General features: G+C 53.2%; 27 protein-coding genes. 9 read left to right on the forward strand and 18 right to left on the reverse strand.

The window, feature by feature from the left end:
- Nucleotides 1-14: 14 nt before the first annotated feature.
- The 4 genes from IE076_RS03795 to IE076_RS03810 form a co-directional block, all read right to left on the reverse strand.
- Nucleotides 15-662, reverse strand: coding sequence for a GNAT family N-acetyltransferase (locus tag IE076_RS03795; protein ID WP_189435393.1), 648 nt, complete (start codon nucleotides 660-662; stop codon nucleotides 15-17).
- 64 nt (nucleotides 663-726) lie between these two features.
- Nucleotides 727-1998, reverse strand: a complete 1272-nt coding sequence (locus tag IE076_RS03800; RefSeq protein WP_189435394.1) for a M16 family metallopeptidase — start codon at nucleotides 1996-1998, stop codon at nucleotides 727-729.
- Nucleotides 1998-3404: a threonine synthase gene (gene thrC / locus IE076_RS03805; protein WP_189435395.1), complete on the reverse strand. Its 1407-nt coding sequence runs from the start codon at nucleotides 3402-3404 to the stop codon at nucleotides 1998-2000. The genes IE076_RS03800 and thrC overlap by 1 nt, the downstream gene beginning before the upstream one ends.
- Nucleotides 3405-3595: 191 nt before the next feature.
- Nucleotides 3596-4189: a YqgE/AlgH family protein gene (locus IE076_RS03810; RefSeq protein WP_189435396.1), complete on the reverse strand. Its 594-nt coding sequence runs from the start codon at nucleotides 4187-4189 to the stop codon at nucleotides 3596-3598.
- Nucleotides 4190-4380: 191 nt separating this feature from the next.
- Here IE076_RS03810 and IE076_RS03815 point away from each other — a divergent pair, with 191 nt between their 5' ends.
- Together IE076_RS03815 and IE076_RS03820 are read left to right on the forward strand one after the other, a co-directional pair.
- Nucleotides 4381-5241 (forward strand): protein-disulfide reductase DsbD domain-containing protein, encoded by an 861-nt coding sequence (locus IE076_RS03815; protein ID WP_189435397.1) that lies wholly within the window; start codon nucleotides 4381-4383, stop codon nucleotides 5239-5241.
- A 197-nt stretch (nucleotides 5242-5438) separates the two neighbouring features.
- The gene (locus IE076_RS03820) at nucleotides 5439-5924 is read left to right on the forward strand and encodes a peroxiredoxin (RefSeq protein ID WP_189435398.1); all 486 of its coding nucleotides are present in this window, start codon (nucleotides 5439-5441) and stop codon (nucleotides 5922-5924) included.
- 65 nt (nucleotides 5925-5989) lie between these two features.
- Here the strand turns inward: IE076_RS03820 and IE076_RS03825 are convergent, their stop codons facing one another.
- From IE076_RS03825 to coxB, 8 genes are all read right to left on the reverse strand, one after another.
- Nucleotides 5990-7057, reverse strand: coding sequence for an SURF1 family protein (locus IE076_RS03825; protein WP_189435399.1), 1068 nt, complete (start codon nucleotides 7055-7057; stop codon nucleotides 5990-5992).
- A complete protein-coding gene (locus tag IE076_RS03830) occupies nucleotides 7047-7442 on the reverse strand; it encodes a DUF983 domain-containing protein (protein ID WP_189435400.1) in 396 nt (131 codons plus the stop codon). Before IE076_RS03830 ends, IE076_RS03825 begins: the two co-directional genes overlap by 11 nt.
- A 144-nt stretch (nucleotides 7443-7586) precedes the next feature.
- The gene (locus IE076_RS03835) at nucleotides 7587-8468 is read right to left on the reverse strand and encodes a cytochrome c oxidase subunit 3 (protein ID WP_189435401.1); all 882 of its coding nucleotides are present in this window, start codon (nucleotides 8466-8468) and stop codon (nucleotides 7587-7589) included.
- A 56-nt stretch (nucleotides 8469-8524) separates the two neighbouring features.
- Entirely contained in the window at nucleotides 8525-9148 is a 624-nt protein-coding gene (locus tag IE076_RS03840; protein WP_189435402.1) for a cytochrome c oxidase assembly protein, read from the reverse strand.
- A gap of 9 nt (nucleotides 9149-9157) precedes the next feature.
- Nucleotides 9158-9313 (reverse strand): cytochrome c oxidase system small membrane protein, encoded by a 156-nt coding sequence (locus tag IE076_RS03845; RefSeq protein ID WP_189435403.1) that lies wholly within the window; start codon nucleotides 9311-9313, stop codon nucleotides 9158-9160.
- A gap of 23 nt (nucleotides 9314-9336) precedes the next feature.
- Nucleotides 9337-10269, reverse strand: coding sequence for a heme o synthase (locus tag IE076_RS03850; RefSeq protein WP_189435404.1), 933 nt, complete (start codon nucleotides 10267-10269; stop codon nucleotides 9337-9339).
- Nucleotides 10270-10411: 142 nt separating this feature from the next.
- A complete protein-coding gene (ctaD, locus tag IE076_RS03855; RefSeq protein ID WP_189435405.1) occupies nucleotides 10412-12004 on the reverse strand; it encodes a cytochrome c oxidase subunit I in 1593 nt (530 codons plus the stop codon).
- An 83-nt stretch (nucleotides 12005-12087) separates the two neighbouring features.
- Nucleotides 12088-12981, reverse strand: coding sequence for a cytochrome c oxidase subunit II (gene coxB / locus IE076_RS03860; RefSeq protein WP_189435406.1), 894 nt, complete (start codon nucleotides 12979-12981; stop codon nucleotides 12088-12090).
- Between the two features lie 550 nt (nucleotides 12982-13531).
- Here coxB and IE076_RS03865 point away from each other — a divergent pair.
- Nucleotides 13532-14059 carry an invasion associated locus B family protein gene (locus IE076_RS03865; protein WP_189435407.1) on the forward strand — a complete coding sequence of 176 codons (528 nt, stop codon included), beginning with the start codon at nucleotides 13532-13534 and terminating at the stop codon, nucleotides 14057-14059.
- Nucleotides 14060-14152: 93 nt separating this feature from the next.
- On the opposite strand, the gene IE076_RS03870 is transcribed toward IE076_RS03865, so the two are convergent.
- Nucleotides 14153-14731, reverse strand: coding sequence for a DinB family protein (locus IE076_RS03870; protein WP_189435408.1), 579 nt, complete (start codon nucleotides 14729-14731; stop codon nucleotides 14153-14155).
- Between the two features lie 280 nt (nucleotides 14732-15011).
- Here IE076_RS03870 and tldD point away from each other — a divergent pair, with 280 nt between their 5' ends.
- On the forward strand, nucleotides 15012-16436 hold the full coding sequence (gene tldD / locus IE076_RS03875) for a metalloprotease TldD (RefSeq protein ID WP_189435409.1): 1425 nt from the start codon (nucleotides 15012-15014) through the stop codon (nucleotides 16434-16436).
- Between the two features lie 65 nt (nucleotides 16437-16501).
- Here the strand turns inward: tldD and IE076_RS03880 are convergent, their stop codons facing one another.
- Nucleotides 16502-17251: a transglutaminase-like domain-containing protein gene (locus tag IE076_RS03880; protein WP_189435410.1), complete on the reverse strand. Its 750-nt coding sequence runs from the start codon at nucleotides 17249-17251 to the stop codon at nucleotides 16502-16504.
- Nucleotides 17252-17534: 283 nt separating this feature from the next.
- On the opposite strand from IE076_RS03880, the gene IE076_RS03885 reads away from it, so the two are divergent.
- The 5 genes from IE076_RS03885 to IE076_RS03905 all read left to right on the forward strand — a co-directional run bounded on the left by IE076_RS03885 (nucleotide 17535) and on the right by IE076_RS03905 (nucleotide 23659).
- The gene (locus tag IE076_RS03885; protein WP_189435411.1) at nucleotides 17535-19439 is read left to right on the forward strand and encodes a monovalent cation:proton antiporter-2 (CPA2) family protein; all 1905 of its coding nucleotides are present in this window, start codon (nucleotides 17535-17537) and stop codon (nucleotides 19437-19439) included.
- Nucleotides 19440-19548: 109 nt separating this feature from the next.
- Entirely contained in the window at nucleotides 19549-21327 is a 1779-nt protein-coding gene (locus tag IE076_RS03890; protein WP_189435412.1) for a monovalent cation:proton antiporter-2 (CPA2) family protein, read from the forward strand.
- 146 nt (nucleotides 21328-21473) lie between these two features.
- On the forward strand, nucleotides 21474-21896 hold the full coding sequence (locus IE076_RS03895) for a MerR family transcriptional regulator (RefSeq protein ID WP_189435413.1): 423 nt from the start codon (nucleotides 21474-21476) through the stop codon (nucleotides 21894-21896).
- A 6-nt stretch (nucleotides 21897-21902) separates the two neighbouring features.
- Nucleotides 21903-23267, forward strand: a complete 1365-nt coding sequence (locus tag IE076_RS03900) for an MATE family efflux transporter (protein ID WP_189435414.1) — start codon at nucleotides 21903-21905, stop codon at nucleotides 23265-23267.
- A gap of 170 nt (nucleotides 23268-23437) precedes the next feature.
- Complete coding sequence (locus IE076_RS03905; protein WP_189435415.1) at nucleotides 23438-23659, forward strand: DUF2093 domain-containing protein; 222 nt, start codon at nucleotides 23438-23440, stop codon at nucleotides 23657-23659.
- On the opposite strand, the gene lpxK is transcribed toward IE076_RS03905, so the two are convergent.
- Genes lpxK through IE076_RS03925 form a run of 4 tightly spaced genes read right to left on the reverse strand, consistent with a single transcriptional unit; the run spans nucleotide 23656 to nucleotide 26973 of the window.
- Nucleotides 23656-24669 carry a tetraacyldisaccharide 4'-kinase gene (gene lpxK / locus IE076_RS03910; RefSeq protein WP_189435416.1) on the reverse strand — a complete coding sequence of 338 codons (1014 nt, stop codon included), beginning with the start codon at nucleotides 24667-24669 and terminating at the stop codon, nucleotides 23656-23658. The two genes, IE076_RS03905 and lpxK, sit on opposite strands and share 4 nt — an antisense overlap.
- Before the next feature lie 3 nt (nucleotides 24670-24672).
- Nucleotides 24673-25962: a 3-deoxy-D-manno-octulosonic acid transferase gene (locus IE076_RS03915; RefSeq protein ID WP_189435417.1), complete on the reverse strand. Its 1290-nt coding sequence runs from the start codon at nucleotides 25960-25962 to the stop codon at nucleotides 24673-24675.
- A 21-nt stretch (nucleotides 25963-25983) separates the two neighbouring features.
- Nucleotides 25984-26682 (reverse strand): lysophospholipid acyltransferase family protein, encoded by a 699-nt coding sequence (locus tag IE076_RS03920; RefSeq protein ID WP_189435418.1) that lies wholly within the window; start codon nucleotides 26680-26682, stop codon nucleotides 25984-25986.
- A gap of 48 nt (nucleotides 26683-26730) precedes the next feature.
- Nucleotides 26731-26973, reverse strand: a complete 243-nt coding sequence (locus IE076_RS03925) for a DUF4170 domain-containing protein (RefSeq protein WP_189435419.1) — start codon at nucleotides 26971-26973, stop codon at nucleotides 26731-26733.
- Between the last annotated feature and the right edge of the window lie 18 nt (nucleotides 26974-26991).

The following is a 26991-nucleotide window of genomic DNA, read 5'->3' on the forward strand; positions in this document are numbered from 1 at the left end:
GTCAGTTTCATGGTTCAAGCATGTGTTAGAGGCATTTTATCCCCATCTGCCTCTGATTGTGGCGAGACTTGGGCAGGCGCAGGGGTGAAATCCCGAATTTTGCCAAACAAAATATGGTCTTGCCACATTCCATTAATGTAAAGATACGAGGGCGCGTAGCCCAACTCGGAGAATCCAACCTTTGTCAGCAAAGCTCTGGAGGCTGCATTGGTTGGCAAGCAGGCGGCTTCGATCCGGTGTAGGTGCAAGTCGTTGAAGCTGAAGCAACAGATGCGCTCAACAGCCTCTTTCATAAATCCGTTTCCCGCAAAAGATTCCCCCATCCAATAGCCCAGAGAGGTCGCCTGCGCGACGCCGCGGCGCACGTTGGACAGATTCAGGCCGCCCATCAGCTCGTCTGTATCTCGATTAAATAGAAAGAACGGATAATGGGAGCCTTCGCGGATATTCTGGTTATAGCGCCTCATGCGCTTGCGGAAGGAGGTTTTGGTGAGATCATCTGCGGGCCACGTGGGTTCCCATGGCTGTAGGAAATCGCGACTGCGAGCCCGCAGATCGGCCCACTGCGCGAAGTCTGCCATGTTTGGCGCGCGCAGATAGAGGCGGCGGGTGGTCAATGTGGCAAGGGATTGGGGAGATGTGCTTGCTCTAAAAAATGACACAGCTTCTCTCCCCTTTCTGTTTCAGCGCTATTATGGCGAAAGCATCGCCGAAATTGCAACAGGCTTATGCGTCGATACCTGCCAGACGCTCTTTGAGCTCAGTATAATTCAGCATAGGAGCCTCAGGTCCAACCTTAACAAGTGTAGGATTATCCGAGGAAAATAGCCTTTTTGCGAGCACCTTCAAACGATCTGCAGTTACTGCGTTCAGGCGGCGCTCCAGTTCTGCCAATTCAACCGGATGACCGTAGATCATAACCTGACGCGCCAGCTGTCCTGCACGAGCTGCCGGGCTCTCCAGTGCCATCATCAACCCGGCACGCAGCTGAGCCTTCGCGCGGGAGACTTCCTTTTCGCTCACGCCCTTGATGATTTCCTTAAGCTGCTCCACCAGAACTTCAGTCAGTTCAGCTGCATCTTCAGGACCGGTGGCTGCATGCACACCAAACAAGCCGGTATCAGCGAAAGCCCAATGGAAGGCGTAGACGGAATAACAAAGGCCGCGCTTTTCACGCACTTCCTGGAAGAGGCGGGATGACATACCGCCGCCCAAGATGGAGGCCAGCACCTGAACGGCGTAATAGTCCTCGTGCTCGTAAGGCAGGCCCTCGAAGCCAAGAATGACCTGCAATTCCTGCAGGTCGCGCGCGATAGCCCCCTCACCGCCGACATATTGGGCAGTGTAATCGTTGTCGGGTGCGGCATTGGACAGTTTGGAGAAGTTGGCTTTTGCCAGATCTACAAGTGCCTCATGGTCCACAGCACCTGCAGCGGCGAGTACCATGTCAGAAGCGGTGTATTTGCGGGCGACATACTGCCGGATCGCATCTACGGAGAAGCTGGTGACTGTTTCCGGTGTTCCCAGAATGGGCCGACCCAGAGGCTGATTTGGCCATGCGGTTTCGAGCAGAATGTCGAACACCTGGTCATCAGGGGCATCTTTCGCAGCACCAATCTCCTGAAGAATAACGTGTTTTTCGCGAACGAGCTCGTCTGCATCAATGATGGAATCCTGCAGGATGTCGGAGAGGATATCCAGACCCAAAGGGGTATCATCGGCCAGCGTACGCACGTAGTAATTTGTATGCTCAACACTTGTGGAAGCGTTCATCTCGCCACCAACGGCTTCGATTTCCTCGGCGATTTCGCGCGCGTTACGTCTGGTGGTGCCTTTGAACGCCATGTGTTCCAACAGATGGGTAATCCCGTTTTCCTTTTCGCCTTCGGAGCGGGACCCAGCTTTAACCCATACCCCAAGAGCTGTTGTCTTGAGGTATTCCATTTGATCAGTAACTACAGTCAGGCCATTTTCTAATTTTGTTAGTTTGACCGCCATTAAACGCCTGCTTTCACGGCACGTGCATTGCCTTCAACAAATTTCGCAATTTCCTGCGCATCTGCTGGCAGAACGGAGAATTTCTCTTCGCGTTCCATCAAATCAGCAAGATGAGCTGGCAGCTCAGGGTGAATACCTGATGCACTTTCTACTGCCGCCGGGAATTTAGCCGGATGTGCTGTGGACAGCACGATCATCGGGGTAACACCATCATTGTGCTGCTTGGAAACGTGGAGTGCGACCGCTGTGTGAGGGTCGCATAGGTAACCACTTTCTTTGAGCGTGTCAGTGATGGTCTGAGCTGTTTCGTCTTCGCTTGCGCGCCCTGCAGAGAACTTCTCTTTGATAAAGCCGAGCGCTTTTTCCGAGAGAGTGAAGCCACCGGACTGCTTGAGGCTGTCCATCTGTCCCTTCACTGCGGCGCTGTCCTTGTCGTTCGCTGCAAACAGCAGGCGCTCGAAGTTGGAGGAGACCTGAATGTCCATAGACGGGGCCGTGGTGGCGACAACGCCGCGTGTTTCATAGCGGCCTGTTTCCAGGGTACGTGCCAGAATATCGTTGGTGTTGGTTGCAATTACGAGTTTCTCAATGGGCAGGCCCATCTGAGAGGCCACGTAGCCTGCAAACACATCGCCAAAGTTTCCGGTTGGAACGGTGAATGAAACTTTACGGTGGGGTGCACCCAGAGAGACGGCAGAGGTGAAATAGTAGACCACCTGCGCAACGATGCGAGCCCAGTTGATGGAGTTTACACCGGACAGGCCAACACGCTCGCGGAACGAGAAGTCATTGAACAGGTCTTTCAAAATGCCCTGACAGTCATCAAAGTTACCTTTGATCGCGAGCGCATGGATGTTTGCTTCCGTTGACGTGGTCATCTGACGTTGCTGAACAGGAGAGACACGTCCTTCAGGGAACAGGATAAAGACGTCAGTGCGCTCGCGGCCACGGAATGCCTCGATGGCAGCGCCGCCAGTGTCGCCAGATGTGGCGCCAACGATGGTGGCGCGGGCGCCCTTCTTGGCCAGAACATAATCCATCAAGCGGCCCAGAAGCTGCATGGCAACGTCTTTAAAGGCCAGTGTTGGGCCGTGGAAGAGTTCCAGCACATATGTGTTTGGAGCGGTTTGAACAAGCGGTGTGACGGCCTTATGCGCAAAGCTGGCATAGGCTTCGTCGATCATCTGTTTCAGGTCGTCTTGCGGAATAGAGTCGCCGACAAAAGGTGCAATAACCTTGAGCGCCACTTCGCTGTAAGGCTTCCCTGCAAATCCTGAAATTTCCTCAGTAGATAATTGTGGGAACTCTTTTGGTAGATACAAACCGCCGTCGCGTGCCAATCCCGTGAGCAGCACTTCAGAAAAATCGAGTTCTGGTGCATTGCCGCGCGTACTTACATATCTCACCGTTACATCCCTTCTCGCTCAACCTGAATCAGGGTATTTTTGTGCTATAGCCCTTTGGTATTACTCAGGTTTTTTAGCTGGAATCCGAAAGCAGATTCCCAAAACTGTCGCATTTGCATTTCAAGTGCGCACAGGGAAATAGCAGAATTTGTAGGAAGTTGCACGGCGAAATGTCGTTTAGGCACGTAAGATCATGCGTGACCGATATCGCTGGAGAGCATTCCCGGATCGATGCCAAGAATATCAAGCGCATTATGCCACTTCTGATCGCCCTCGCCTTCAAAGATCAGGGAGGGATCTGTCTGACAGGTGAGCCAACCGTTTGCCTGCAGTTCCGCCTCCAGCTGCCCCGGAGCCCAGCCGGCATAGCCGAGGGCCAAAAGAGCCTTTTTGGGGCCTTTGCCTGCAGCGATGGCACGCAAGACTTCCACGGTGGCGGTCAGGACAACGCCATCCTCAATCTTGAGGCTGGTTTCCTCCAGAAAATAATCATCGGAATGCAGAACAAAGCCCCGCCCAGCATCAACCGGACCACCGCGATAGACCTTTCGGTCAGCGATATCGATTGACACCTGGTCGTCGTTCTCATCATCGATGATATTCAATTGGCCCAGAAGTTGCCCAAATGTGATGTTAGGCGCCGGCTGGTTGAGTACAATTCCCATTGCACCCTCTTCCGAGTGAGCGCACACGTAGATTACGGAATGGGCGAACCGACCATCCTCCATTGTGGGCATGGCAATGAGATATTGTCCGTCAATGTAACCCGGATTTTCACCAGACATGTTGGGGCGCGCTCCTCATGCTTCAAACGGATTGCCGCCAGTTAGTGTAGGGGCAATTAAATTATAAGTACTCACGGATTTTTCCGAGGATCAATGTTCAATGAAAAATACCTGAGATTGTTCACGGAACATTGATAGCCTACGGGACAATCTTAATGGGAATTTGAAAAGGGACCGTTTAAATAGACCCTATGATTTCTAGATTCTTCAAAACCACCCTCATCGCTGTTGCGGTGCTGTCAGCCTCCATTTCAAGCGCCTTGTCTTCAAATGTGTCTGAATGGGTCATTGTTCAAGGTGGCGCTGTCCGCCTTATACGTGCAAGCGAGCCCTCCGCCGATGGTCTCTATCGTGCGGGCGTTGAGTTTCGCCTTGAAGAAGGCTGGCATACCTACTGGAGATATCCGGGGGAAGCCGGCATCCCAACTGAAGCGAGCTTTACCGATTCAGTCAACGTGGAAAGTGCAGAGCTGATCTTCCCAGCGCCAAAGGCTTACTTCGACGGATTTTCCACTTCTGTGATTTACTCGGAGAAGGTGGTCCTGCCGCTGCTGGTCAAGCGCGATAATGACGGTCGCCCTGCCATCTTGAATGCACATCTGACCTTTGGCATTTGTAAGGACATCTGCATTCCCGGAGAGGCTGAGGTGTCTCTCGTCTTTCCAACCTCCACAACACTGGAGGATAAGGTTGCAGACGAACTGATCAACGATGCATTTGCAGCCGTTCCCGTTGCGCAAAGCAATTTGCCGAGCCTATTTCCAGAGATAGAAATTGTTGGAGAAGGCAAGGACCGCGAAGTCAATGTCAGCGCAAGTGTCGCTTCCGACGACGGAGCGCCAGAGCTCTTTATTGAGGGCCCGGCCGGTTCCTATCACGGCGTACCAAAGCTGACGGGCGTGAAGGATGGTCAGGCTCATTGGACCATGCCTTACAACGGACTACCGGATGATGTGAGCACCCTTGAGCTTCGCCTGACGCTGGTGACCAAAGATGGTGCTTTTGAGGAAACCCAGAATGTTCCGGTTCCTCCAGCCGATCCTTCACAGTAGGATTAGATTTAAGGGCTCAGGTTGCTTTGCTAATGCGAGAGCGCTAGCTGCAACCAGAGCCCGTTTCTTGTAAGGTGCTGACGTTAGCCCGTGACTTCTGCTATGCAGTCATCCAGAGTAATGCGTGCGTTTCACTTCGAACATCGCTCAGGACCTTCGGAGATACGCAACAGGCAAGAGAATTGGGGAGATTTTCTATGGGAATTCAAGTCGGCGACAAACTGCCATCTGCCACATTCAAGTCCCTAAGTATAGACGGACCCGTCAATGTCAGTAGTGACGAACTGTTTGAAGGCAAGACCGTGGTACTGTTTGCTGTTCCAGGAGCTTTTACGCCAACCTGTCACCTGAACCACCTGCCGGGCTTCATCGACAATGCGGAGGCTATCAAGGCGAAGGGCGTTGATACGATTGCCGTTGTTTCTGTAAATGATGCATTCGTGATGGGAGCCTGGGCGCGGGACTCACGTGCGGATGATAAGATTCAGTTCCTTGCGGACGGCAGCGCTGAATTTACGAAGGCCATCGGCCTAGAGCTTGATGCGAGCGCCTTTGGAATGGGCATCCGCTCCAAGCGCTACTCCATGATCGTCAAGGACGGCGTGTTAACTTCGCTGAACATTGAAGAGTCCCCAGGAGAAGCAACAATCTCCTCAGCAGAGAATATCCTTTCTCAGCTTTAAGACGGTCTTTCCAAAGACATTTGAGGGGAGCCATGCTCCCCTTTTTTATCGATTACCGATAAGGGTTATCGGTGTTTTGAGCGGGCAGCATCGGAGATTCTCTTAAAGCGATCTGCTTTGCGCTTTTCTTCTTCAGCATCATAGTCATCGTCATCTTCCTCGTCGCCTTCTATGCCAGAGGTGACTTTGCCCTGATCACGCCATGCCTTGATCAGGAAGGCGAAGTAGACACCGACCAGCGTGATAGCAAGACCTGCCCATGTGAATGCATACTGCAAATGATTGTTGGAGAATGTCATACGCGTCTCCCCCGCCTGCGGCAGGTTACCGGCAACGCTCAGTGTTTGCTGAAGATCGATTGTGTAGGGTGCAGCCTGATCTGTCGGTAAGCCCAGAGCATCCGCCATGGCCTTTGGCTCGCGTACGTACCATTCATTGGTCTCCAGGTTCGCATCTGCAGAGAACACACTTGCCACTTCAGCGCGGCGTGCAAGGCCGGTGATGGTTATGTGTCCGCGTGGCGGGGCTGACCCTAGGCGCGTACTGAAGTCTTTACGGTCAATTGGAATAAACCCGCGATTGACCAAGACACTCCACCCCTCATCGGTGATGAAAGGTGAGTAGACAAAGTATCCTTGCCCACCCAGCTGGCCTCTCGGCTGGGTCAGGGTGTCGAAGTAAAACAACTCACCCATAATGAACTGACCAGTGATCTCGACAGGCATGTAGTCGATTTCGTCACTGGAGAGATCTTCCCATGTAGCTGGCCTAGGAGCGGCAGCAGGCGGCTCATTGGCGCGCACGTCGGCGCGTTCGATCAGCGCCAGCTTCTCGTCCAGACGACTGAACTGCCACAAGCTCAGATTGACCAAGATAGCCAGACCCACGGCAGCACAGAGGTGCAGAAGCCAAAAGCGCTTGAGGAATGCTATCAGCCCGGACTTCGCTGCGTTTGCTTCTCCAGCGTCTTCCTGTTCTGTTTGATCATCAGTCACGACATTATCTTTATCTGTTCGAATATTGAGAGGGTTCTCTTCGGGAGCCGGGTCCGAATCGCTACGCCACTGGACATCATGCTCGTGCACAGGCGTTGTATCAAGTAAAGCCTCAGCAATCTGCCTTTCAGAGATCATCAAGTTCTCCTGGCGCTGCATTGTTCCAGTACTGCAGTGCGATCAAAAGGCCTTTCAGGACACGCAGGAGTGCGACACTGAACACAACGGTAACGGGCACCCAAATAACCAAATGCAGCCAGAGTGGCGGTTCATATCTAAACTCAACTAACAGAACACCACCAAGAAGAAGAAACCCCAGAATAAGAGTGCTAAAGACAGCTGGACCATCTCCCGAATCTGCAAAGTCATAGGCCAGACCGCAGTTGGAGCATGATTTGCGCAGCTTCAGCAGGCCCTGGAACAAAGGCCCCTTCCCGCACCTGGGACATTTTCCGCGCAGACCAGCGGAAAATGGATTGGCTGTCAGACCCAGATAGGGCTTTGTCTTTTTCTTCTCACGCATGTGGAGCCTCGTATACACAGGTGTCTTTGAAACACTTACACGGCACCTTGGTCGCACATATAGAAAAGGCGGCTTGCGCCGCCCTTATCTTTTTCGCTTTTCTGGTCCGGGTTGCAGACCCGCTTCCGGCGAATGCCAGTGCGCTTAGCCGCCCCAGATGTAAACTGCTGCAAACAGGAACAGCCAGACCACATCCACAAAGTGCCAGTACCAAGCAGCAGCTTCGAAGCCAAAGTGCTTAGTGGTGGAGAAGTGGCCAGCCAGTGCGCGGAACAAACATACAGCCAGGAAGATGGTGCCCACGATCACGTGGAAGCCATGGAACCCAGTGGCCATAAAGAAGGTGGCGCCGTAAATGTTGTCAGAGAACCCGAATGCAGCATGGGAATACTCGTAGGCCTGACAAATGGTGAAGATGACACCGAGAACAACGGTTGCAATCAGACCCCACTTGACGCCTTCACGGTCACCGTGAACCATTGCGTGGTGCGCCCAAGTCACCGTGGTGCCGGAGAGCAGCAGGATCAGCGTGTTCAGCAGTGGCAGGTGCCACGGATCGAAGGTTTCGATGCCTTGCGGAGGCCAGACGCCGCCTGTGTGCTCGACACGGCCAAACTGCGCGGCTTCGCCAGCGAACAGCGACGCGTCAAAGAAAGCCCAGAACCATGCAACAAAGAACATAACTTCGGACAGGATGAACAGCAGCATGCCGTAGCGCAGGTGCAAGGACACGACGCGGGTGTGGTGGCCTTCATGAGACTCCTTCACCGTGTCACGCCACCACATGAACATGGTGTACAGCACGATTGCCAGGCCGATGGCAAACAGCCCCCAACCGGTTAGGTCAATACCATAAACCAGCTGCCCCTCAGAGTTGGTGTATGGCAAGAAGCCAAGCTCTTCGCCATTGCTGGCGCGCATAAACGCAATTGTGCCGATTGCCAGAATAAATGCCCCGACTGACCCGATAAATGGCCACGGGCTTGGCTCGATAATGTGATAATCGTGGTTTTTCGAACCAGCCATATCTTTCTCCCCATTTCAAAAAGGTCGCTTCTGCCGAGGCAGATCCGTCTCGCGACCTAAAGCTTATCAGTGGCCGCGTCGCTTGGAGTAGCCACTGCAGCTGTTTCTTCTTCGCCGTCTTTCGGCATCTCAAAGAATGTGTAGGACAAGGTAATTTCCTTGATATTCTTCAGGCTCTCGTCCTTGTCCATTTCCGGATCGATGAAAAACACGACCGGCATATCGATTGACTCTCCAGACTCCAGCGGTTGCTCGGTAAAGCAGAAGCAGTCAATTTTGTTGAAGTAGCCCCCTACTTCGAAGGGCGCTACGTTGAATGTTGAAGTTCCGGTGGAGACCTGTTTGGCAAGGCTCTGGGCCTCGTACATGATCTCGGTCATCTGACCCAGCTTCACGCGGACTTTCTTTTGTTTCGGTTTGAAATCCCAATCCAGACCCGGAGCGACGTTGGCATCAAAGCTCACGATGATCTCGCGATCGAGGATTGTGTCGGAAGCCTCTTCCGCACGCTGTGTTGTGCCGCCATAGCCTGTCACCTGACAGAAAAGCTCGTAGAGCGGGACAGCTGCGAAGGACAATCCGACCATTCCAAAGAACACGCCGGTACAGATCACAGCAACTGTTGCGTTGCTGCGCTTTGTTCCGCGCTGTTCTGTTGTCTCAGGCTTTTGATCAGTCATTTGCGTCTCTTACATTGGACGATCGATGACGCCCGGACCGAGCTTCACGATGGTGATGACGTAAAACATCGCAACCAGAACACCCAGTGTGACTGCGAGAGCCACTGAACGTCCCCGGCGGGTCTTAGTATGCTCTTCAGAAAGAACTTCGTTGTGTTTGTTCATTTTCTACTCTTTCCAGTTTTACGTTAGACCAGACCGATCACATTCTCAGCGAGCAACCCGGCGAAAATCAGCATGAGGTAGAACAGCGAGAACTTGAAGAGAGACATGGCTGCTTTTCTGGCAGCATCGCCTTCGCGAACTTTCCAGACACGGATTGCATAGGCAAGAAACACCAGACCAAGAATGGCAGAGCCGACGCCGTAGAAGGCAGTGGCGAAGCCGAGGAAGTAAGGTGCCATACCGACCGGCAGTAATAGCAGGGAGTACAGGACAATCTGATGGCGGGTCGCGGTCTCTCCGGCAACAACCGGTAGCATGGGTACGCCCGCATCCTGATAGTCGCCGTTTTTAACCAGCGCCAGTGCCCAGAAGTGCGGCGGTGTCCAGGTGAAAGTGATCATGAACAGCGCGATGCTGACCAGAGTGACGTCGCCAGTGACAGCTGCCCAGCCAACCATTGGCGGGAGCGCGCCGGCAGCACCACCAATAACGATGTTCTGCGGTGTGCTGCGCTTGAGCCACATTGTGTAGATGACGACGTAGAAGAAGATGGTGAATGCAAGCAGGCCAGCTGCCACCCAGTTCGCGACCAGACCAAGTGTGAGGACGGAACCGAAGGAAAGCACCATACCGAATGCAAAGGCTTCCTGACGCGTGATTTTGCCTGCCGGGATCGGGCGCTTTTTGGTACGGGACATGACAGCGTCGATGTCAGCATCCCACCACATATTCAGCGCGCCGGATGCACCACCGCCAACGGCGATGCAGAGAATAGAAATAAAGCTGAGGAACGGATGCTGGTTGCCCGGCGCCATAACCAGACCGACGGCTGCTGTGAACACAACAAGGGACATGACGCGCGGCTTGAGCAGCGCGATGTAATCAGAAACGCTTCCCCGACCTCCCAGGTCGGTTGCGTTTTCATGAAGCCCTTGTGTCTGATCCAGCATTGTCATGCCTGTACCTCTATCGCGATATTGAAACCGGTGTCGTTGTATTACGTTTCTTGGTTTCATTCCCGGAACATGGAGCACTTCCGGGTCTTGTGCTTCGGCTGGAACCGAGGGCGCATTCACGCCCCCGGTCAATCGCATTCAGTTACTTGATCTTTGGAAGGATCTCGAACTGGTGGAATGGAGGAGGTGAAGACAGTGTCCATTCCAGAGTGGTTGCGCCCTGACCCCATGGGTTATCGCCAGCCACACGCTTCTTTGCGAATGCGTCGATGACACACCACAGGAAGATGAGCACAGCAAAACCAGAAAGGTAGGAGCCGTAAGAGGAGACCATGTTCCAGCCTGCATAGGCATCAGGATAGTCAGCGTAACGACGTGGCATACCAGCAAGACCAAGGAAGTGCTGCGGGAAGAACACGAGGTTCACGCCGATGAACATGAGCGCAAAGTGCAGGTTACCAAGGAACTCGGAGTACATGTAACCGGAGATCTTAGGGAACCAGTAGTACCAGGCCGCAAAGATCGCGAACACAGCACCCAGAGACAGAACGTAGTGGAAGTGGGCCACAACGTAGTAGGTGTCATGCAGCGCGCGGTCGAGGCCTGCGTTTGCCAACTGTACGCCAGTCACACCACCAACGGTGAACAGGAATACGAAGCCAATCGCCCAGATCATCGGTGTACGGAACTCGATGGAACCGCCCCACATGGTTGCGATCCATGAGAAGATCTTAATGCCGGTTGGAACCGCAATCACCATGGTCGCGAACAGGAAGTACGCCTGGGTGTCTGCAGACAGACCAACGGTGAACATGTGGTGCGCCCACACGACGAAGCCAACAACACCAATTGCCACCATTGCGTAGGCCATGCCGATGTAACCGAACACTGGCTTGTGCGAGAAGGTGGAGATGATGTGGGAGATGATGCCAAATGCCGGCAGGATCAGAATGTACACTTCAGGGTGACCGAAGAACCAGAACAAGTGCTGGAACAGGATCGGGTCACCGCCACCGGCAGCTTCAAAGAAAGTGGTGCCGAAGTTACGGTCTGTCAGCAGCATGGTGATCGCGCCAGCCAAAACAGGCAGGGAGATCAGTAGCAGGAAAACAGTTACCAGCACGGACCAAACGAACAGCGGCATCTTGTGCATGGTCATGCCAGGCGCGCGCATGTTGAAGATGGTGGTGATGAAGTTGATGGCACCGAGAATGGAAGATGCACCGGCAACGTGCAGCGCCAGAATTGCAAAGTCCATAGCCGGACCGGGCTGACCGGAAGTGGACAGCGGAGGATAGATGGTCCAGCCGCCGCCGACACCGTTTGCACCTGGAGGACCCGGCACGAACAGTGACAGGATCAACAGAATGAACGCAGGTGGCAGGAGCCAGAAGGAAATGTTGTTCATGCGTGGGAACGCCATGTCAGGCGCGCCGATCATGATCGGAACGAAATAGTTCGCGAAACCACCGATGAGCGCTGGCATAACCATGAAGAAGATCATGATCAGCGCATGCGCTGTGGTGAAGACGTTGAACATGTGCGGGTCGGAGAAGTACTGCATTCCCGGCTCTTGCAGTTCCATACGCATTGCGATGGACAGAAGACCGCCGATGATGCCAGCCATGATCGCGAAGATCAGGTAAAGGATACCGATATCCTTGTGGTTGGTGGAGTAGACCCACCGCACCCATCCGGTTGGATGGTCATGTGCATGCGTTTCAGACGCAGCCATAGTTGTGCTCCCTCGTATATTTCTTGCTTCATATGCGCAGCAGCCCTTGGCGCGCGCATACGCGGCTAAATCAGTGGCCCCGCTTAGCGGGATGCAACCTTCTTCTCATCAGCAATCATTTTCGCGAGAAGTGTATTTGCGTCGTCGACGTCAGTCTTCGCAGCTTCGGCCCAGGCCGCATACTGCTCTTTGGTCACGACCTGCACGGCGATTGGCATGAACGCATGGTCTCTACCGCAAAGCTCAGAACACTGGCCGTAGAACATGCCGGTGTTATCAGCACGGAACCAGGTTTCGTTGAGGCGGTATGGAACGGCGTCGATCTTGATGCCAAATGCAGGAACGGCAAATGAGTGGATCACGTCTGCTGCTGTTACCTGAACACGCACAGTCGTGTCGACTGGAACAACAACATTGTAATCCGTCGCAAGAAGGCGAGGAAGTTCAGCGTCTGTCAGGCCTTTTTCAGCCATGATTTCCGGACGCTCATCGTTTTGAATCATAAGAGCGTCGAACGCGACATCTTCCATGCCCTCATCCGCATACTCATAACCCCAATACCACTGGTAGCCAGTCGCTTTGATGGTCATTTCGTATTCAGGGATATCAAGCTGCTTGAAGAGCAAACGGAAAGATGGAACTGAGATCATTACCAGAATGAGGATCGGAACTACTGTCCAGACAACCTCAATTGTGGTGTTGTGCGACGTGCGAGATGGCGTTGGATTTGCCTTCTTGCGGAACCGGAAGATCACGAAGAGCAGCAATCCTGCCACCAAAATCGTAACTCCGGTCATAATTACCAGGGTAAAATCGTTAAACCAGCGAATATCTTCCATCACTGTCGTCGCCGCAGGCTGCATGCCCATTTGCCACGGCGTTGGCTGTGCTGCACTGGCTGCACCTGCCATAAAACCTACCAACCCAATTGCCACAATTGCGGCAACGGTCGCCAGGTGATGCTTCAAGAGCTTCATCACGTCTTGCGCTCCCTGTCCCTCTTAATGCCGCCGAAACGGCAATCCTCTTCTTGTCCACACACGTGGAGTGCCCGCGTTGGCCCGTCCGACCAATCCTCACACTTGCGTGAAAACCTGCGACATAATAACCCAATACGGGTTTCTACGCGATTCACCTTAGGTTATAGCGACTATAAGTCGCAGTATCATTTGACTTGAATCAATGTGGTGGACAAAAAACATAAGAAATCCGCATATGCAATTGGATTTTCGACCATTAGGGGTGTTTTCACCTAGTTACTTTCCCTTATATCAAAAATCGATTATTTCTATGCTTCGGCCTAAATTCACACATCAAATTGCCGTTTTATGGGCCAAAAACAGCGTTAACTGGTCGTAAATATAGTGAGTCGAATCCCTCCTTCGTCGTCAGCGACGTGGACAGCGAATAATGCCAGTTTGCGCTTTGACATCAGGAGCGGTATTCCAATAATTAGGGTAACACCCCACGCTGGCTCCTCGGGATAACAACAGGTCCTGTACAGCTGGTGAACTGGAGGAAGGGTTTTTGAAGCAGTTTTTACGCGCACTGGTTTTAACAGTTGCGACGACAGTGGTGGGCACCGCTGGATTTTCCGGAGCAAGCTATGCACAACAGGCACTGGGCGAGCTCACTGGCGAGTATGGTGACTGGCAGCAGCGTTGCGCCACATCTCCCGGATCGAACGTGGAGCAGTGTGCTCTTATTCAAAGTGTGACAGATTCTGCGCGTGAGACCGTTGGCCTGACAGCAATTATCCTGAAGACGGCAGACGAACAGGCGACTGTTTTGCGTGTTCTTGCTCCACTTGGCGTTTTGCTGCCGATGCAGCTTGGCCTGAATGTTGATGGCAAGGATGTGGGCAGAATGCCATTCGTGCGCTGTCTGCCAGCGCCAAGCGGCTGTGTTTCCGAAGCGATCCTGGAAGCAGATCTGATCGAACAGCTGACAAATGGCGAGACCGCGACCTTCATCATCTTTGAAACCCCGGAGGAAGGGATTGGTATTCCGATTTCTCTGACAGGTTTGAAAGATGCGATGGCGGCTCTTCCATAAGCCCTTCAGCTTCTCTTAGAGCATGAATTGAAAGCCGATGTGATGTGAGTCGCTTCGGCTTTTTTTGTCTCGGCAGACCGTCACTCTTACTGCCTAGCTGTCCTGCCACTCACGCTGAGGCCAGATGTCGGTCTCTGAAAAGCCCAGAGCCGCAAAATCATCCTTGCGCGCTGCTTGGTCCCTCTCATTTCCCAAATAGAAGTCATCCAACTGTGGCGGTTTGACAGAGGTTCCACTCAGCATGGCATGCACCTGTCCACGGTGGTGGATTTGATGCTGAAAGAGGTGCATCAGAATTCTATCAGTTTGCTCTCGCCATGGTTTGTCATCTCGTAGCGTGCGTAAAGTAGACAGGTCTTCTGGTTTCCAACTTTCGACAAGCTTGACCAGCTTAGCGTCACTCTTTCTTTGAGCGTCAAAGAGAGATGCAAGGTCCTCAAAGGGGTATTCAGGCTCAAACGCATTGATGCCAAGTGGCTTGCCTTCCAAAGCACTAGTGTAGAACCAATCCACGGTAATGTTGTGGTTCAGGGTCATCAAGATCGTGGGAAAGAAACTTGTTCGCTCTGCGATCAGTTCTTCCTTTGAGAGACTTTGGCAGCTGGTTAGAAGCCGGAAATTTGCCCAGGCATTGTTTCTGGCCTGTGCGCTAAAGTATTGAAGTATGGTCATTACATTATCTTATTACTAGAAATTCGATAGACTGCGCCAACTGTTCTCTCCCAATGGATTAAAGGGTGGAGACACATCGCGGATTTCATAATCTACATGGGAAGTGGGTATATTGTGAAGGCAGATCCTGCTTGCAATAGAGCGTAGTTTTCCAACCTAGCTTGTCCCTCAATTTGTTGGGAGCGATGGCCCTTCCCTCCCCTTTATTGAATAGTAAGCCTTGAAACTGCACTGATTGTTCGCCACAACAGGGTAAATCCATTATTTCGGAGTTTTACCCATGAGCGACAAACCGATTGATCTTCTCCAGACATCAGGACTGGACGAGGAGACAGCGCGCCAGATTACTGCGGCAGCGCTGAAAGGCGCCGATGATGGGGAACTTTATCTGGAATACAGCCAGAACGAAGGATTGGTGTTTGATAATGGACGCTTGAAATCCTCCAGTTTCAGCACCGGTCAGGGCTTTGGCCTGCGCGCTGTTGTGGGAGAAGCTTCCGGTTACGCTCATTCAGACGATATCTCCGAGACTGCGCTTAAGCGTGCTGCTGACGCTGTGGCCTCCGTGCAGAGTGGGCATTCCGGCACCTATGCAGCGCCGCCAGCGCGCACCAATCAGAAGCTCTATACGGATGAAAATCCGATTGGAAGCCCGAGCTTTGCGGAGAAAGTACAACTGCTGCAAGAGATTGATGCCTATGCTCGAGCGAAAGATACGCGCGTTCAGCAGGTGACAGTTTCGCTGGCAGGCAGCTGGAAGACGGTCGATATTCTGCGCGCTGACGGGCACCGCATCCGGGACGTGCGCCCGCTTGTACGCCTTAACGTTTCCATTGTTGCCGGTGATGGCGACAAGCAGGAAAGCGGCTCGTATGGCTCAGGTGGCCGCGAAGGATTTGGTGAGTTTGTTGCTGAAACCAGCTGGCAGCATGCGGTTGATGAAGCGCTGCGTCAGGCTCTGGTCAATCTGGAAGCAATCCCTGCCCCCGCTGGTACATTTGATGTCGTGCTGGGCAATGGCTGGCCGGGTATTTTGCTTCATGAGGCTGTGGGTCATGGTCTTGAGGGTGACTTCAACCGCAAGAAAACCTCTGCATTTGCAGGTCTCATGGGCCAGCAAGTTGCGGCTAAAGGCGTGACCATTGTTGATGATGGCACAATCTCCAAGCGACGCGGCTCTCTTTCCGTTGATGATGAAGGCACGCCGACGGGTCGCACCACTCTGATCGAAGACGGTATTCTTGTTGGCTACATGCAGGACCGTCAGAACGCACGTTTGATGGGCGTTGAGCCAACCGGAAACGGTCGGCGCGAATCCTTTTCACACCAGCCACTGCCGCGCATGACCAACACCATCATGGAGGCGGGCAATGATGATCCAAATGAGATTATCGAGAGCCTTGAAGATGGTATTTATGCTGTTTCCTTTGGTGGTGGTCAGGTGGACATTACTTCCGGCAAGTTTGTGTTCTCCTGTACGGAAGCGTATCGGGTACAGAACGGCAAGATTGGCGCTCCTGTGAAAGGGGCGATGTTGATTGGCAACGGTCCGGATGCGCTCACTCGCGTAACTATGATTGGCAATGACATGAAGCTGGATCCGGGTATCGGAACTTGCGGCAAGGCTGGTCAGGGCGTGCCGGTCGGAGTTGGACAGCCAACTATGCGCATCAACGAGATGACCATTGGCGGAACGGCGACCTGATTGGCCTCATTCTTTATTGCAGATTTTCCAAAGGGGCAGCGATGCCCCTTTTTTGTTGGGTGCGCTTAGTCTGACAGCGGGATTTTCGGGACTTTGCCCGCGCGTATGCGGTCAGTGCGCCGATTCATCACGTGACGGATCACGTTTTCATAAAGCAGCTTTGTTAGCAGCGAGAAGGCCTGCATGTGCTCTGCGTAGAAATCATCAGGGCTGTTGTAGGTTCCGAAGTCGTTGTTGATGCCGGTCTTCTGGATGTAGGTATCCTGCCCTTGCCAGTTGACCTGAGGCGCGCTGAGGCAGGTTGTGCCAACGCCATAGCCGCACAGGGATTGACGGTTTAGGGCAAATTCCTTTTGCAACGCTGAGAGGAACGGCTCATCGAGAATAAAGCCTTCCAGATTGATCCAACGGTCCTCAAGGTAGATCTCGACCCAAGAGTGCAGGATATCTTCTGGCGCGATTTGGTAGGCCAGTTCTGGCACAACACCGCGCTGCAGCTCCTTACGGATGGTGAAGCCGTGCAAGCGGCAGGGAATCTGGACCGCTCTCATCAACGCCATGAGCAGGGTTCCCTTAGTGTTGCACTGCCCTATTCCATCGGCAAGTACCTGACTTGCCGGGATATTATCTGCTTTGTTGTAGCCGAACTTTATCTCATTGCTCACGAAGTCATAGACAGCGCCGGCGCGATCAAAGACCGGCAAGTCCATCCATTTACGCTCGTCCACCAGTTGCCGGATACTCGGCGCGTGGAAGTCCAGCAGCGGGGTTTCTTTAAGCAGGAACTCTAATTGTGTGTTGGGTTGATCCAGCATTTTGTGCCTCCAATCGAGAATGAATCGACTGTAAAGGCTCTAGTCACTGTAGGTTCAAGTGCTAATTTTTCCTTTGTTTTCCTGTAACCTCACGCCTCTATTGAATCCTGTAGGTTTTGAGTCCTGACGATTTGACATAGCTTGTTCTTAATGCGTTCAAGCCGATTTTACGGTGGGTCTGTAGCTTCTCTTTTCATGAATTGCCGCGCGTATCCCGTTTCCAACGCCAAGTTCCACTCTTCGGAGATACGCTGCGAGAAACAAGAATGAGCCATATTCTTTCATGATCACACTCCACGAACTGGATTTTGTGACAGACATTATGCTGTTTCTAAGCATGGCGATCCTGGTGGTTCCATTTGCCAAGCTGATCCGCGTTGGAACGATTGTGGGGTATTTGATTGCTGGTGTAATCCTGGGGCCATGGGGATTTGGACAGTATCTTGGCAGTCCGTTCAGCACACCGGATGAGCTTCGTCCAATAGGCGAGCTGGGCGTTGTTATGCTGCTGTTTCTGATCGGGCTTGAGCTTAATCCCAGCCGACTTTGGTCGTTGCGCAAGGAGATTTTTGGCTCTGGTGCTGCACAGGTGGCGTTCTCCGCTCTTCTGATCGGAGGGACAATCTATCTGGTTGGACTCTCCTGGCAGAAGTCCCTCATTATTGGTCTCACTTTAGCGCTGTCTTCAACTGCTCTTGCCCTGCGCATCCTGCAGGGGCGCGGCGATCGAACTACGCCGATGGGGCAAACTTCCGTGGCGATCCTGCTGTTTCAGGACATGATGATTGTTCCAATCCTTGCGCTGATGGCCATTGTTGCTCCCATCTCCATTGAGATCGGACACAGAGCGGGCTGGGAAACAGCGCTGATTATGGCTTCGACGGTGTTGCTGCTGGTTGCCGTCGGGCGCTTCCTGCTGACGCCACTCTTTCGCATATTTGCCCGTATCGGGGCCAGGGAAATGATGACGGCCTCCGCCCTGCTCACCGTTCTGGGGGCCGCTGCGCTGATGAAAGCGGTTGGGCTTTCCAGCGCATTGGGAGCATTTATTGCGGGCGTCATGCTGGCGGAAAGTTCGTTCCGGCATGAGCTTGAGGCGGATCTGGAGCCGTTTCGTGGACTGCTGCTGGGTTTCTTCTTTATCACGGTAGGTATGTCCATTGATCTGGACTTTGTCACTCAAAACTGGGTGACTGTACTGGCCTGCAGCCTTGGCCTCATGCTTGTAAAGTGCCTGAGCGTGTTCTCGGTTGCGCGGCTTTCCGGTCATACGTCTGACAACAGTCTCCAAATCGGTGGGTTGCTGGCGCAGGCTGGAGAGTTCGGGTTCGTGATCTTTTCGGCTTCTGTCGCCGTTGATCTGCTCAACCAGCACCAGAACAGCCTACTTTCTGCGATCATCTCTCTGACCATGGCCCTAACCCTCCTGAGCGTCCGTCTCACGCAATGGTTCGGTGCCAAGCTTACGCCTGAGCCCGTTAAGCCGGATATTCCCAATTCGGGGGGCGAGCGCACCAATGTGCTGGTGATCGGATTCGGGCGTTTTGGACAAACGGCCTGTCAGATGCTGATCGAGCAGGGCTCAACCGTGACCGTTCTTGATACCGACCCACAGCACATTCGGGAGGCCTCCCGGTTTGGCTATCGGATTTTCTACGGAGACGGACGGCGCTTGAACGTGTTACGGGCGGCGGGCGCGGATAATGCCAGTGTGATTGCGGTGTGTACCGAACGGGCAGCGACCACCAGCCAGATCGTACGGATGGCAAAAACACAGTTCCCGCTGGCGAAGATCTTTGCCCGCGCTCATGATCGCCGTCATGCTATCCAGCTTGTGACCGTTGGGGCGGACTATCAGTTGCGCGAAACGTTGGAGTCCGCCTTTCAGTTCGGTCGGGAAATTCTGGAGGAACTTGGGGAGGATGAGGACCGGACCCACGACATATTGAAGGATGTGCGCCGCAGAGATGCTGAGCTTTTGGCACTGCAGCAGGTTGGTGGGCTTTATTCCGGTTACAAGAAATTCAAGCTGCCGGATGTACCTGTGAAACCGCTGAGGAAGCCAAAGGCAGAATCGACCGCACTGAACGAGCCAGCGCGTCGTTTGGCCGAAGCGGACAGGCAGGCTGCGAAGGAGCAAGCTGACAGTTCTGACAAACATTCAACATCCAAACGCAGTTCCGACTAGGTTTTCAGGAAAACTTGTTTCCTCTCAGGGACAATTAAGGTATTTCCCTCAGAGTCGATGTAAATCAGCAAAAATTTCTTTGGTGATTTGAATTTCGTTTCAGGTATCAATGGCAGAAGCTCACATCCCCCCGTTCTTTATCGAAACTATTGTGGTCCTTTCTGCGGCCGTAATTGCTGTGCCAATTACCAAGCGGATTGGTTTGGGCGCTGTGGTGGGCTTTCTCGCCGCCGGTGTTGCCATTGGGCCTTATGGTATCGGCTTCTTCAACGAACCTGAACGCATATTGGGCTTTGCCGAACTGGGTGTCGTACTGCTGCTGTTTGTGATTGGGCTGGAACTGGAACCAGCTCGATTATGGATCATGCGGCGAGACATTTTCGGTCTGGGGACGGCCCAGGTCCTCATATCCGGTTTCGTGCTAACCCTGTGCGCCATGCTGTTTGGTATGACCTGGCAGGTGGCACTGATCGCCGGTCTTGGTCTGGCCTTGTCTTCGACGGCTTTTGCGTTGCAGATGCTACAAGAGCGTGGACACCTGAGCACCAAATATGGCCAACGGGCTTTCGGAATTCTGCTGCTTCAGGACATTGCCATTGTACCACTGCTTGCGATGGTCAGCATTCTGGCCCCTGCTGATGCAGATGTGCAAGGGACTTCCATCGCCATCCAAGTGGTTACAGTGATTGCAGCGGTTGGCTTTGTGATCTTTGCCGGACGTTATCTGCTTTCTCCCTTGTTCCGGCTCTTAACCGCATCAGGTGGTCGCGAACTAATGATTGCAGCTGCCTTGCTTGTTGCTTTGGGCAGTGCGGGCCTTATGAGTCTGGTTGGGCTCTCCATGGCGCTTGGGGCCTTCCTGTCTGGCGTGATGCTAGCAGAATCCAGCTATCGCCACACACTGGAAGCGGACATCGAGCCGTTCCGCTCCATGCTCATGGGACTGTTTTTCATGACCGTGGGTATGGAACTGGAGCTGGATCTGATCGTTGCAAACTGGCAGCGCGTTGTGGTGGCTGTTGTGGTCCTGATGCTTGCCAAAGGCGTGCTGCTATGGGGTCTTTCCCGGTTATTTGGCTCTTCAAATTCCGATGCGCTTCGCGTTGCTGTTACACTTCCGCAAGGTGGTGAATTTGCCTTTGTGCTGTTCGCTACGGCGACGGCAGCGTCGATCCTGCCTCAAGAGACTGCAAACATCCTAAGTGCGGTTGTTATCTTGACTATGCTTCTGACGCCTCTTGGTGCAGTTGGCCTCGACTTCATCGCAGAGCGTATGAAGAAGCGCGGTGATACGAGCAATAAGATCGAGAGTTTTGAAGACGCCTGTCCAAGTGTATTGATCATCGGGTTTGGACGCTTCGGACAAACGGCCAGTCAGATGCTCATCTCCGAAGGTGTTTCCGTGACAGCGCTCGACAACAACCCGGAACGCATCAAACGGGCACAGCAGTACGGATACAAGGTTTATTATGGAGATGCGACGCGGCCTGACGTGTTGAAAGCAGCTGGCGGCGACAACGCGACGCTGATTGCCCTTTGTATCGAGAATGATCAGGTGATGAAGCAGGCAATCCTGCAAATCAGATCCGCGTTTCCAAACGCTGCTCTTTATTGCCGTGCAACCGACCGTGCGCATGCGCTGGACCTTACCCGACTGGGTGTTGATTACCAGATCCGCGAGACGTTTGAATCCAGCCTGACCTTTGGGCGTAAAGCTCTTGAATATCTCGGACTGCCTGCTGACCGCATTGATGAAGTTGAGAGTGATGTTCGCAAGCGGGACGACGAACGCCTTGCAATGCAGCTGGCTGGCGGCGAAATGGCAGGCTCTGACATGCTGCTTCAACGCACCCCGCGCGACAAAGACAAACCAGACAATCCTGACTAAGCAGATCAGGACGTGGGGCGGCAGACTTGACGAGAACTCATTTGAAGCACATGTAATGCGAAGGGTGTGCCCACCCTCCTTTTACATATTTCGTGATTTACGGCACTGCTTTCGTGCCTGTTCCACTTTAAATCAAATGGTTCCACATGGCTGGTGAATACTCAATCGGTGATCTTGCGGTGAAGGCTGGCGTTAAAGTCCAGACCATTCGCTTTTACGAACAGAAGAAGCTGCTTCCTGAACCTCCACGGACGGGCGGCGGCCAGCGTCGTTACAGCGAAGAGCACCTGAACCGATTGTCCTTCATCCGCCATGGCCGCGACCTAGGGTTTTCTTTGGAGATGATTGAGAGCCTTATGCTTCTCAAGGAACACCCCGAAGACGATTGTGCGGGTGCAGACCAAATTGCGCGGGCTCATCTTGCCCAGGTGGAAGACAAAATTTTGCGTCTGAAAAGCCTGCAAACCGAGCTCAAAAAGATGCTGGTACATTGTTCCAGCGGAAAGATACATGATTGCAGGGTCATTGAGGCCCTCTCCTGCGATTGCTACCAGCATCGCAAAAAGTGAGTTTCTATGTCCAGAACAACTACTGCCGGCACGCGCGATGCGAAGTTCACCTATGGCTCGACCATGCGCCATGTTCTGGTGATGACGTCTACCGGCTCTGTCGGATTGATTGCCATTTTCCTCGTTGATTTTGCAAACCTTTTTTACATCGCCCAGTTAGGCATCGAAGAGCTGGCGGCTGCTATTGGTTACGCCGGTACGGTCATGTTCTTCAACTCCGCAATCGGCATTGGGCTTTCCATCGCGGCGAGTGCGTCGGTTTCCCGGCGCATTGGGCAAGGTGATACGAAGGCAGCGTACCGCCTTGCCAGCATGTCCCTGATTATCTCGACCCTAATCTCTTTTGTGGTTGTCGCGGGCAGTCTGGCATTCGTCGAAGATTTTGCGCGGCTGCTTGGTGCAACTGGGCGCACATTAGAATACACTGTGCACTTCCTTTACATCGTCGTGCCCTCCATGCCGTTCCTTGTGGGTGCCATGGTGCTTTCCGCCTTGCTGAGATCAGTTGGCGATGCACGCGGGGCGATGTTTGTCACGCTCTCCAGTGGATTTGTGACAGCAATCCTTGATCCGATCCTCATTTTTGGATTTGACATGGGGCTTACCGGAGCTGCGTTTGCTTCGGTAACCTCGCGTGTGGTGATGGTTGTGGCAGGATTTTACCTGCTGATTGTCAAACACCGTATGTTCGGCAAGCCGGAGATCTCAAAGACTGTCAAAGATACGGTTGATCTGTTCAAGGTCGCAGTCCCAGCCATGTTGACCAACCTTGCCACGCCTGCCGGGAGTGCTTGGATCATCTCCGAAATGGCCCAGTTTGGTGATGGTGCCGTTGCTGGCTTTGCGATCGTGGGACGGATTATTCCAGTTGCCTTTGGTGCGCTCTTTGCACTTTCCGGCGCGGTTGGCCCAATTATTGGCCAGAACTTTGGCGCTCTCGAATTTGACCGACTGGGCAAGGTGGTGAGGGATTCATTGGTACTGATCGTGATCTACACACTAGCAGCCTGGGGCTTACTATTTGTTTTGCAAGAACAATTGGTACAGTTTTTCAACGCGGAAGGGGACAGCGCTTCTCTGATCTTCTTCTTCTGCACATTCGCAGCGGCAGGCTTTTTGTTCAATGCGGCGCTGTTCGTTACCAACGCTGTCTTTAACAATCTGGGTTTCCCGGTTTACTCCATGCTGTTTAACTGGGGCAGAGCGACACTGGGCACGATCCCCTTCACGATTGTTGGTGCGTATTTTTATCAGGCAAATGGTGTGTTGGCAGGTCAGGCTATAGGCGGCGTTGTCTTTGCTTTTCTCGCACAATATGTGTGCTGGCGTACGATTGAGAAAATCCGCCAAGAAAAGCTGGCCGTTGCTTAATTCTCCCCCGGCGTTTTACCGGATAAGATAGCCAATCTTGGCATTACAGAGATTTTGGGAGGCGCTTTTCTGACGGAAAATCGCTTTCCACTTTTCGATGATATGCAGTAGCCTTTTTAGCGTTTGGACGGTAAGAAGGAAAAAATGAAACAACTCTGGATGCAGAACTAATGAACCGTTTTGAACAACCGCGCGTTCCAACAGAAGCACGTATCCGCTACATGGATGGTGATTATCAGGTGAAATCACCCGGTAACTTCGTAAAGTGTGCGATCACTGGCAAAACGATCATGCTTGAAGAGCTCAAGTACTGGAGTGTATCGCGTCAGGAAGCTTATGTGGACGCGGAAGCTGCCCTCAAAGCCTATGAGAACAACGGGCAGATGGCTTAAGCCTTCACCGTTTCAAGCACATGTGTCAGGCGCTCGAGCAGAGCGTCTGGATCCGCGATCTTCATTTCCACTTCAAGAACACTTGCCACATTTGCAAGCCTTGATATGGACTGCTCTTCGCGGCCATTGAGGCGTACGTAATCCTTGGTGGTGGTGATTGGCAGCAGGTCTTGTTCCTCTGCAACACGCAGGATCAGGCGCGCATCATCCTTGGTGAAATAGTGATGATCCGGGAAGGCCATGGTTTCCACGACTGTTGCTCCGGCCTCCTTCAGACTGGCGAAGAGTTTTTCCGGCCGTCCAATACCTGCAAACGCCAAAACACGTTCTCCTTCCAGAGCATCTGCTGAGACAGGCCGGATTGCTGCGTGCATCAGATCAATACCAGCTTTTTGAGCTTGCTCTTGCTGCTTAGCACTCGCCTCTCCGTCCCCGACCACCATCAACAGACCAACCCGCTGCAACTGCTTTTTAAAGGGCATCCTCAAAGGACCTGCGGGAATGCACCTGGAATTGCCAACACCGGTCTTGGCGTCCAGCAGGACGATGGAGAAATCCTTGTGCAGGGACGGGTTCTGGAAGCCATCATCCATGATGATGACAGAGATGTCCTGCTGCTCCAGTAGTTTAGCGCCAGCTGTGCGGTCAGCGGAGATCACTGTCGGGCCGCGGCGTGCAAGCAATAGGGCCTCGTCACCAACTTCCATGGCGGCATGTTTGGCCGGTTCAACAAGCAGCGGGCCTTTGTGGGTTCCTCCATACCCGCGCAGGAGAAAGCCGGGTTTATGCCCTGCATCCTTCAGCAGTGTGTTCAGCGCGAGCGCAAAAGGCGTTTTGCCGGTACCGCCGGCAGTGAAATTGCCGATGCAGATGACAGGCTTGCGTGCTTTGTACCTTGGGATGTATTTGAAGCGCCTCGTTGCCAAGTAGCCATAAAGGGCGCCAAATGGGCTCAGAAGTCTGGATTGCCATGTTCCGTCTTGAGTCCACCAGAAGTCAGGAGCGTTCATGGATCACTCCTCCCCGACTTCAGCGCGGGCTACGGGCAGATATTGCTGCAGCTCAAGCTGGGTAGCGGCCAGTGCCCCACGACCGGATTCCACTAGCGCTTTTGCAGCATCGGCGCGTTTTTGAACTTCATCTGGATTAATCAGCAAGGTTTCAATCTGAGCTGCAAGCTCCGCGGCATTGTGCACTAGAAGTACGCCGCCTTCTTTCGCGAAATGGCGATAGATCCATGCAAAGTTATGGGTGTGAACACCAGAGAGAATTGCACAGCCGACCTGAGCTGGTTCCAGAAGGTTGTGCCCGCCAACCGCGGTGAAGGAGCCACCCATGAACACAATTGGTGCCACGCGGTAGAACAATCCCAGCTCGCCAAGCGTATCGGCGATATAGATGTCGGTGGTGTTGGTCAGGGCTTCATTTTTGGAGCGTTGCGCGCAAACAAGCCCCATTTGCTCCAACTCACTGCGGATTTCCTTAGCGCGGACTGGATGTCTGGGGACTATGATTGTGAGTAGGCGATCGAATTTCTGCTTCAGCTCTTTGTGAGCCTTGGCAATCTCTGCCTCTTCCTCCGGGTGGGTGCTGGCTGCCAGCCATCTTGGGCGCCCTTCGAGCTGATTTTTGAAAGCAGCGAGTTCTAACGGATCACAGCTCGGGATGTTACCGTCGAATTTGATGTTGCCTGTGGCCCTGACACGCACAGCGCCCAGTTGCTTGAACCGTAGTGCATCCTCATCAGACTGTGCCAAAACACAATCAACGGTTCCGAATACAGAGCGTGCGAAAGACGGCACTCGGTTCCAGTTTGCATAAGAGCTTTCGGACATGCGTCCGTTGACGATAATCAACGGGATCTGGCGCTTTTCCAGCTCGTGGAATGTTGCGGGCCAGATTTCGGATTCCACCGTGATCGCCAGACACGGGGTCCAGTGGTTCAAAAATCGTTTGATGTTGCCACGGGTGTCGTAGGGCAGAAATTGGTGGATCACACCGTCAGGGGCTGACGCTTCAACAACCTGCGCGGACGTTAATGTGGCTGTTGTCAAAAGGACTTTTGAACCAGCATCGACCACTTGCTGTGCCAGTGGCAGGACGGCATTGGCCTCTCCCACACTTGCAGCATGAATCCAGATCAGATTTCCGGCAGGACGTGCTTTGGAGGAGACCCCGAACCGTTCGCCCTTGCGGCTTTGATCTTCTTTGCCCTGGCGCGCGCGTAGCTTGTACAAACCAACAAGCAGCGGCGCAGCCAGACGACCGAGACCCTGATAGACTCTGAAGATCACTGAACTCATGGGACCCAGTTCTGCCAGTGTTTATTTTTTGCCTGATTTGGCGACTGCGTAAGCTCTTTCAGTCACTTCGTTCATCCGGTCTTCCAGAAGCTGACGAAGTTCCTCAAGCTTTTCATCGTCCGCATCAGGCGGTACTGTTATAAAATCACCTAAACATACCGCAATCCGGCTGAACGGCAAATTGATAGAAGCCCTATCCCAAGTATCAAGGTCATAATGACGACTCGTGGCGACTGCTGACGGTAGAATTGGCCGACCGGAGTGCTTGGCCAGCTGAATAATCCCTTTTCCGACCTTGCGCGCAGGACCTTTTGGAACATCTGCGGTCAGTGCGACGCAGGCGCCTTCTTTGAGTGCCCGCATCGCTTCCATGAACCCGCGCATGCCTCCACGCTTTCTAATCTGTGAGGCACGTTGCGCACCGGAGGCGCGGATCAGACCGATCCCCAGTTTCTTTACGCAGATTGCCTGCATGTCACCATCGGCACTGCGGGAAATCATCACCCGCACATCCCAGCCTTTGGGGACGCCAAAGGGGCACATGAAATGCTGACCGTGCCACATAGACACGATGTACGGAACCTGATCCTTGGTGTCCTGAACGTAATTAGGAGGGTCCTGCGTGAAACTACTCGTTTTACGCACAAGAAGCAGGTAATACGCCATGGCATAACCCACCAGCTTAATTACAAGCGGGTTTTTGCCGAGTTTTTTCAACATTTCATAGGCCCATATTGTCGCGGGCATAGCCGCCGAGAGGCGCAGTACTTACTTGTTTTCTGAGCAAGGATCAAGCAAGCGGTGCATGTGCACGATAAAGTACCGCATCAGAGCATTATCAACGGTGCCTTGTGCCTTTGCTTTCCACGCAGCATGTGCTTCTGCATAGTTCGGGTAAATCCCTACAATGTCCAGATCTTTAAGATCCTTGAAGCGAACATTGCTGATATCTTCTAATTCGCCACCAAACACGAGATGAAGTAGCTGTTGATTTTCTTCTTGAGCACTCATGGTGTTCGCTCACCTTCT

Source organism: Pseudovibrio japonicus, from assembly GCF_014651595.1.
GTDB classification, from domain to species: Bacteria; Pseudomonadota; Alphaproteobacteria; order Rhizobiales; family Stappiaceae; genus Pseudovibrio; species Pseudovibrio japonicus.

What these genes read in the sequence shown, in the direction of transcription:
- IE076_RS03815 (WP_189435397.1), top strand. Translation starts at nt 4,381, where the DNA reads ATGATTTCTAGATTCTTCAAAACCACCCTCATCGCTGTTGCGGTGCTG.
- IE076_RS03905 (WP_189435415.1), top strand. Translation starts at nt 23,438, where the DNA reads ATGAACCGTTTTGAACAACCGCGCGTTCCAACAGAAGCACGTATCCGC.
- IE076_RS03845 (WP_189435403.1), bottom strand. Translation starts at nt 9,313, where the DNA reads ATGAACAAACACAACGAAGTTCTTTCTGAAGAGCATACTAAGACCCGC.
- IE076_RS03850 (WP_189435404.1), bottom strand. Translation starts at nt 10,269, where the DNA reads ATGACAATGCTGGATCAGACACAAGGGCTTCATGAAAACGCAACCGAC.
- IE076_RS03825 (WP_189435399.1), bottom strand. Translation starts at nt 7,057, where the DNA reads ATGATCTCTGAAAGGCAGATTGCTGAGGCTTTACTTGATACAACGCCT.
- IE076_RS03925 (WP_189435419.1), bottom strand. Translation starts at nt 26,973, where the DNA reads ATGAGTGCTCAAGAAGAAAATCAACAGCTACTTCATCTCGTGTTTGGT.
- IE076_RS03810 (WP_189435396.1), bottom strand. Translation starts at nt 4,189, where the DNA reads ATGTCTGGTGAAAATCCGGGTTACATTGACGGACAATATCTCATTGCC.
- IE076_RS03920 (WP_189435418.1), bottom strand. Translation starts at nt 26,682, where the DNA reads ATGTTGAAAAAACTCGGCAAAAACCCGCTTGTAATTAAGCTGGTGGGT.
- tldD (WP_189435409.1), top strand. Translation starts at nt 15,012, where the DNA reads ATGAGCGACAAACCGATTGATCTTCTCCAGACATCAGGACTGGACGAG.
- IE076_RS03820 (WP_189435398.1), top strand. Translation starts at nt 5,439, where the DNA reads ATGGGAATTCAAGTCGGCGACAAACTGCCATCTGCCACATTCAAGTCC.
- IE076_RS03890 (WP_189435412.1), top strand. Translation starts at nt 19,549, where the DNA reads ATGGCAGAAGCTCACATCCCCCCGTTCTTTATCGAAACTATTGTGGTC.
- IE076_RS03895 (WP_189435413.1), top strand. Translation starts at nt 21,474, where the DNA reads ATGGCTGGTGAATACTCAATCGGTGATCTTGCGGTGAAGGCTGGCGTT.
- coxB (WP_189435406.1), bottom strand. Translation starts at nt 12,981, where the DNA reads ATGAAGCTCTTGAAGCATCACCTGGCGACCGTTGCCGCAATTGTGGCA.
- IE076_RS03840 (WP_189435402.1), bottom strand. Translation starts at nt 9,148, where the DNA reads ATGACTGATCAAAAGCCTGAGACAACAGAACAGCGCGGAACAAAGCGC.
- IE076_RS03885 (WP_189435411.1), top strand. Translation starts at nt 17,535, where the DNA reads ATGATCACACTCCACGAACTGGATTTTGTGACAGACATTATGCTGTTT.
- IE076_RS03900 (WP_189435414.1), top strand. Translation starts at nt 21,903, where the DNA reads ATGTCCAGAACAACTACTGCCGGCACGCGCGATGCGAAGTTCACCTAT.
- IE076_RS03880 (WP_189435410.1), bottom strand. Translation starts at nt 17,251, where the DNA reads ATGCTGGATCAACCCAACACACAATTAGAGTTCCTGCTTAAAGAAACC.
- IE076_RS03870 (WP_189435408.1), bottom strand. Translation starts at nt 14,731, where the DNA reads ATGACCATACTTCAATACTTTAGCGCACAGGCCAGAAACAATGCCTGG.
- IE076_RS03830 (WP_189435400.1), bottom strand. Translation starts at nt 7,442, where the DNA reads ATGCGTGAGAAGAAAAAGACAAAGCCCTATCTGGGTCTGACAGCCAAT.
- IE076_RS03835 (WP_189435401.1), bottom strand. Translation starts at nt 8,468, where the DNA reads ATGGCTGGTTCGAAAAACCACGATTATCACATTATCGAGCCAAGCCCG.
- IE076_RS03800 (WP_189435394.1), bottom strand. Translation starts at nt 1,998, where the DNA reads ATGGCGGTCAAACTAACAAAATTAGAAAATGGCCTGACTGTAGTTACT.
- ctaD (WP_189435405.1), bottom strand. Translation starts at nt 12,004, where the DNA reads ATGGCTGCGTCTGAAACGCATGCACATGACCATCCAACCGGATGGGTG.
- IE076_RS03915 (WP_189435417.1), bottom strand. Translation starts at nt 25,962, where the DNA reads ATGAGTTCAGTGATCTTCAGAGTCTATCAGGGTCTCGGTCGTCTGGCT.
- lpxK (WP_189435416.1), bottom strand. Translation starts at nt 24,669, where the DNA reads ATGAACGCTCCTGACTTCTGGTGGACTCAAGACGGAACATGGCAATCC.